Below are 4,056 nucleotides of genomic sequence, written 5' to 3'. Positions count from 1 at the left end.
GATATCCCTAATACAGTGGCAAAAGCGGTCACCGCAGCGGCTAATATGGGCGTTTGGATGGTAAACGTTCATGCATCAGGTGGTTTTGAAATGATGAATAAGGCAAAGCAGGCACTTGAAAAGTTTGGTGATAAAGCACCTTTATTAATTGCAGTGACAGTGCTAACCAGCATGGACGAAGCTGAACTAAAGCGTTTGGGTGTTGAAAAATCAGCGCAAGAACAAGTTATTCATTTAGCTAAATTAACAAAAGAAGCAGGGCTTGATGGCGTAGTATGTTCTGCCCAAGAAGCGAAAGCGCTAAAAGCACAATTAGGTAGCGCGTTTAAGCTAGTTACTCCAGGCATTCGCCCTGCTGGTAGTGATGTGGGTGACCAAAAACGCATTATGACACCTAAGCAAGCTATTGAAGCGGGTAGCGATTACTTAGTGATTGGTAGACCGATCACACAATCGTCAGATCCGGTACAAACTTTATCCGATGTTAATAAGTCGCTGGTTTAAGTTAACAAAAAGCAATTATTTAGTGCTAAACCCCTTTTATGAATACATTTTTATGCTACATTAGTACTAAGAATGCAGTAAGGGGTTTATTTTGAAGTTAATTTTTGGATCTATTTTAATTGTTGTTGCAGGTTTTTCAGTAAATAAATATGTTTTTTCTAGTAAAGCTTATGATGGAGTAGCGACGATTACTGACTTAGTCGCAAATTACCCTGTCGATTTATTTGAATTTAAGCAAACCATGCATGGCTACGCACACCACTTATGCTATAAAAATGAAGAGCGCTTAACGCGCCAAAACGTAACTACGTCAGATTGCATTTCAAATCACGACGACAAACAAAGTGAATGTGAAAATAAAGTATTTAGGTTGGCGCCACTAAGTTTAGAAACCAAAGCTGAGATACTTGATTATTCAAAGCAATATACAGAATGTACGTTGCCGTATAAGCGTATTATGGGCTAGTGCCTATTAGCAATTCCCTAATTATTTTTGAAGGGAAAACCAAGTGTTAGCTTTGTTTAAAAATTTCATTTGCGCGAAGGTGAGGGCAGAGAATAGGGCAATATAAGTGCCGTTAGTGATAATAGCTAAATAACGTTTTTTATTCATCAAAACGTTTTATCATCTTTGAATAAGCATTTAATTAGACTATTTAGAAAAAATTTAACTATAAGCGCCAACATAATATTAGCGCTTATAAATAGGTTTACGACTATTTTAAGCGGATAGATTTGGCTTCTATGTCTATCAAGCCTTGCTTAAATAAACCACCAATGGCTTTTTTGTAGTTAGCTTTACTGGTTGAAAATACTTTTTTGATAAGCTCAGGATCAGATTTATCACCAATGGCTAGTATGCCGCCCTCGTTTTTAAGCTTTTCCATTATTTTATCGCCAAGTTCACTTACTTTACCCATGCCTGGCTTTTCAAGTATAACGTCGATTTTTCCGTCTTCACGTACTTTTTGAACAAACCCTTTAAGCTTTTGCCCTACAAATAAGTTTTTAAATACCATGTTGTAAAACACAACACCAAAGTGAGACTCTTCAATAAGCACTTTGTAGCCAATATCTGTTTTTCCAGCAACAATTAAATCAACTTCTTGAAGATGTGTGTACTCAGGCTCATCTTTTGATAAAAAGCGATTAAAGTTGCTTGATGCACAAATACGTTGGCTCGCATTATCTAAATATAAGCGAACTAAGTAAGAATGACCTTCTTGCATACGTGGTTTTTGCTCGTTAAATGGAGCTAAAACATCTTTCTCAAGACCCCAATCTAAAAAAGCGCCGATGCTATTTATTTCTTTAACACGAAGCAGTGCGTATTCACCTACTTGGGCATGGGGTTTTTTTACTGTTGCTGTAGGTAAATTGGCGTTATCTAAAAAGATAAAAACGCTTATGCTATCGCCAGCTTCAAGTTCATCTTTAATTTCGTGTTTTGGTAAAAACACTTCCCCTAAATCGTGGCCATCAAGGTAAGCACCTTCATTGCTCACTTCTTTTACAAATAAGGTTTGTGTTGTTCCTAGGTAACTCATAATTATTCCTGCTCAGGCTTTTTTTTACGGCGCATTGGTGAATTGCCATCAATGTTCATCGGGGCTTTTATAGGTGCAGCTGGTTTTTTAGGTTTTGCTTTGCGTTTAACTTGCGGCTTTTTGACCTGTGCAACTTTTTTAGTTTTTACAGCGGCTGTTGCAGGCTTTTTCTCTTTTATACCTTTAAATTTAGCTTTAAGGCCATCAACGCTTGCAAAAACCAACTCGTCGTTCAAAAACGACTTAATTGCTAAGTAGCTTGCCCAGTCTTTAGGGCCTACTAGCGATAATGCATTACCTTTAAATCCGGCGCGGCCTGTACGACCTATACGGTGTACATACTCTTCAGCGTGTTTTGGTAAATCAAAATTGATTACGTGCGTTACACTTAATAAGTCCAATCCTCGCGAAGCAACATCAGTGGTGATCAAAATTTTAAAGTTTTCGCGGCTAAACGAGTCCATGATCTCTAGGCGTTTGCTCTGTGTTAAATCGCCAGCTAAAGCCACCGATTTAAAACCTTTTGCATTTAATGCTTCACTTAAACGGCTGGTATCGGCACGGGTTGCTGTAAATATAATACATTGGCCAACATCATCTTGTTTTAAGAAATGCTCAAGTAACGCTTCTTTATGATCAAGGTGATCGGCTAAATAGAGTGTTTGTTTAATATCACTGTGTTGCTCGTTAGCGGCGCTCAGTGTAATTTGTTTTGGCTTTTTTAATAAATTACGCGATAGGGCATCTACTTGAGCGTGATCTAGTGTCGCTGAAAACAACAATGTTTGGCGCAAGCGGTGATTAGCTTGCTCGTTAATCATTTTCAGCTGTTCAGTAAAACCTAAGTCTAAAATACGGTCGGCTTCATCAAAAATTAATAGCTCTAACCCGCTTAATTGTAATGAGCGTTTTGTGATGTGATCGGCCAAACGCCCTGGGGTTGCCACAACAAAGTGCGGGTCGTTACGAAGGGCTTTAATTTGATCGTTAAAGTTCTCGCCACCGAGTATTTTCACAGCTTTAATGTTTGTGCCCGCAATTAATAAACGCAATTGCGTAAATACTTGCGTTGCAAGCTCACGGGTTGGTGCAACGATGAGGACACGTGGATCGCGTTTACTGAGCGCTTTTTGTTTCATAACTCGCTGAACAGCAGGTAATAAAAACGCTAATGTTTTGCCCGACCCAGTTTTAGACTGAGCAAAAATGTCATGCCCTGCAAGTGCGGTAGGCACTGCATGTGCTTGAATATCTGTGGGCTGGGTGATCCCTTGATGTGCTAATTGTGTTTCAAGGCGAGTATCAATCCCAAGATCAGTAAAGTGCAAAGTCGTGTTCTCCAATGTGCAACTTAAATTAATGGCCGCATTATAGCTTACACAAGGGTTATGCCGACAGTAAAAACCATTCTAACGCGCTATTTTTTGCAATTAATTATAAAAAGCGTAAAATACGCGCCCCATATGCGCCGGATTTACGATTCGGTAAACGCCACTTAAGGCTATCAAAGCAAAATAGGAAGTAAAATGACTGCTGTTCATAAAGATGATGTAACAAACGAGCACTTTGTAGTGTGTGCAATGTACAAATTTGTAGGTTTGCCAAATTTTGAAGCGCTACGTAAACCTCTTTTAGATGTGATGGAAGCAAACGAAGTACGCGGTACTTTATTGCTTGCTGCTGAAGGTATTAACGGTACTGTATCGGCTAAGCGCGAAGGAATAGATAACTTACTTGCGTGGTTAGACACACAAGAAAACCTAAAAGACATAGTGACTAAAGAATCATACGATGATGAATGCCCGTTTTACCGCACTAAAGTAAAGCTAAAAAACGAAATTGTTACTATGGGCGTTGAAGGGGTTGACCCACTAAAAGTAGTGGGAAGCTATGTTAAGCCTAAAGAGTGGAATGCATTAATATCAGACCCTGAAGTGATTTTGATTGATACACGTAACGATTACGAAATTGAAATTGGCACTTTTCAAAATGCAGTCGATCCTAA

5 protein-coding genes are annotated in these 4,056 nt (G+C 38.9%); 3 read left to right on the top strand and 2 right to left on the bottom strand.

What is annotated here, in order from left to right; genetic code table 11:
* Nucleotides 1-504 (top strand): orotidine-5'-phosphate decarboxylase (pyrF, locus tag B2R65_RS09060; protein ID WP_286742085.1); only part of this gene is annotated, 504 nt, incomplete at its 5' end.
* Between the two features lie 91 nt (nucleotides 505-595).
* A complete protein-coding gene (locus tag B2R65_RS09055; RefSeq protein WP_004587876.1) occupies nucleotides 596-970 on the top strand; it encodes a hypothetical protein in 375 nt (124 codons plus the stop codon).
* 250 nt (nucleotides 971-1,220) lie between these two features.
* Here B2R65_RS09055 and B2R65_RS09050 read toward each other — a convergent pair whose 3' ends face one another.
* Nucleotides 1,221-2,051 carry a CvfB family protein gene (locus B2R65_RS09050; protein WP_054982457.1) on the bottom strand — a complete coding sequence of 277 codons (831 nt, stop codon included), beginning with the start codon at nucleotides 2,049-2,051 and terminating at the stop codon, nucleotides 1,221-1,223.
* Nucleotides 2,052-2,053: 2 nt separating this feature from the next.
* On the bottom strand, nucleotides 2,054-3,379 hold the full coding sequence (locus B2R65_RS09045; RefSeq protein WP_029774003.1) for a DEAD/DEAH box helicase: 1,326 nt from the start codon (nucleotides 3,377-3,379) through the stop codon (nucleotides 2,054-2,056).
* Between the two features lie 198 nt (nucleotides 3,380-3,577).
* Here B2R65_RS09045 and trhO point away from each other — a divergent pair.
* Nucleotides 3,578-4,056, top strand: a 479-nt coding sequence (gene trhO, locus B2R65_RS09040) for an oxygen-dependent tRNA uridine(34) hydroxylase TrhO (protein ID WP_476748308.1), incomplete at its 3' end; no start/stop codon positions are given.

It is taken from the genome of Pseudoalteromonas sp. UBA2102, from assembly GCF_002331165.1.
In the GTDB taxonomy this organism is placed as follows: Bacteria; Pseudomonadota; Gammaproteobacteria; order Enterobacterales; family Alteromonadaceae; genus Pseudoalteromonas; species Pseudoalteromonas atlantica.
Note: the sequence above shows the minus strand (reverse complement) of the source record. Positions and strands in the feature narration are given on the sequence as shown.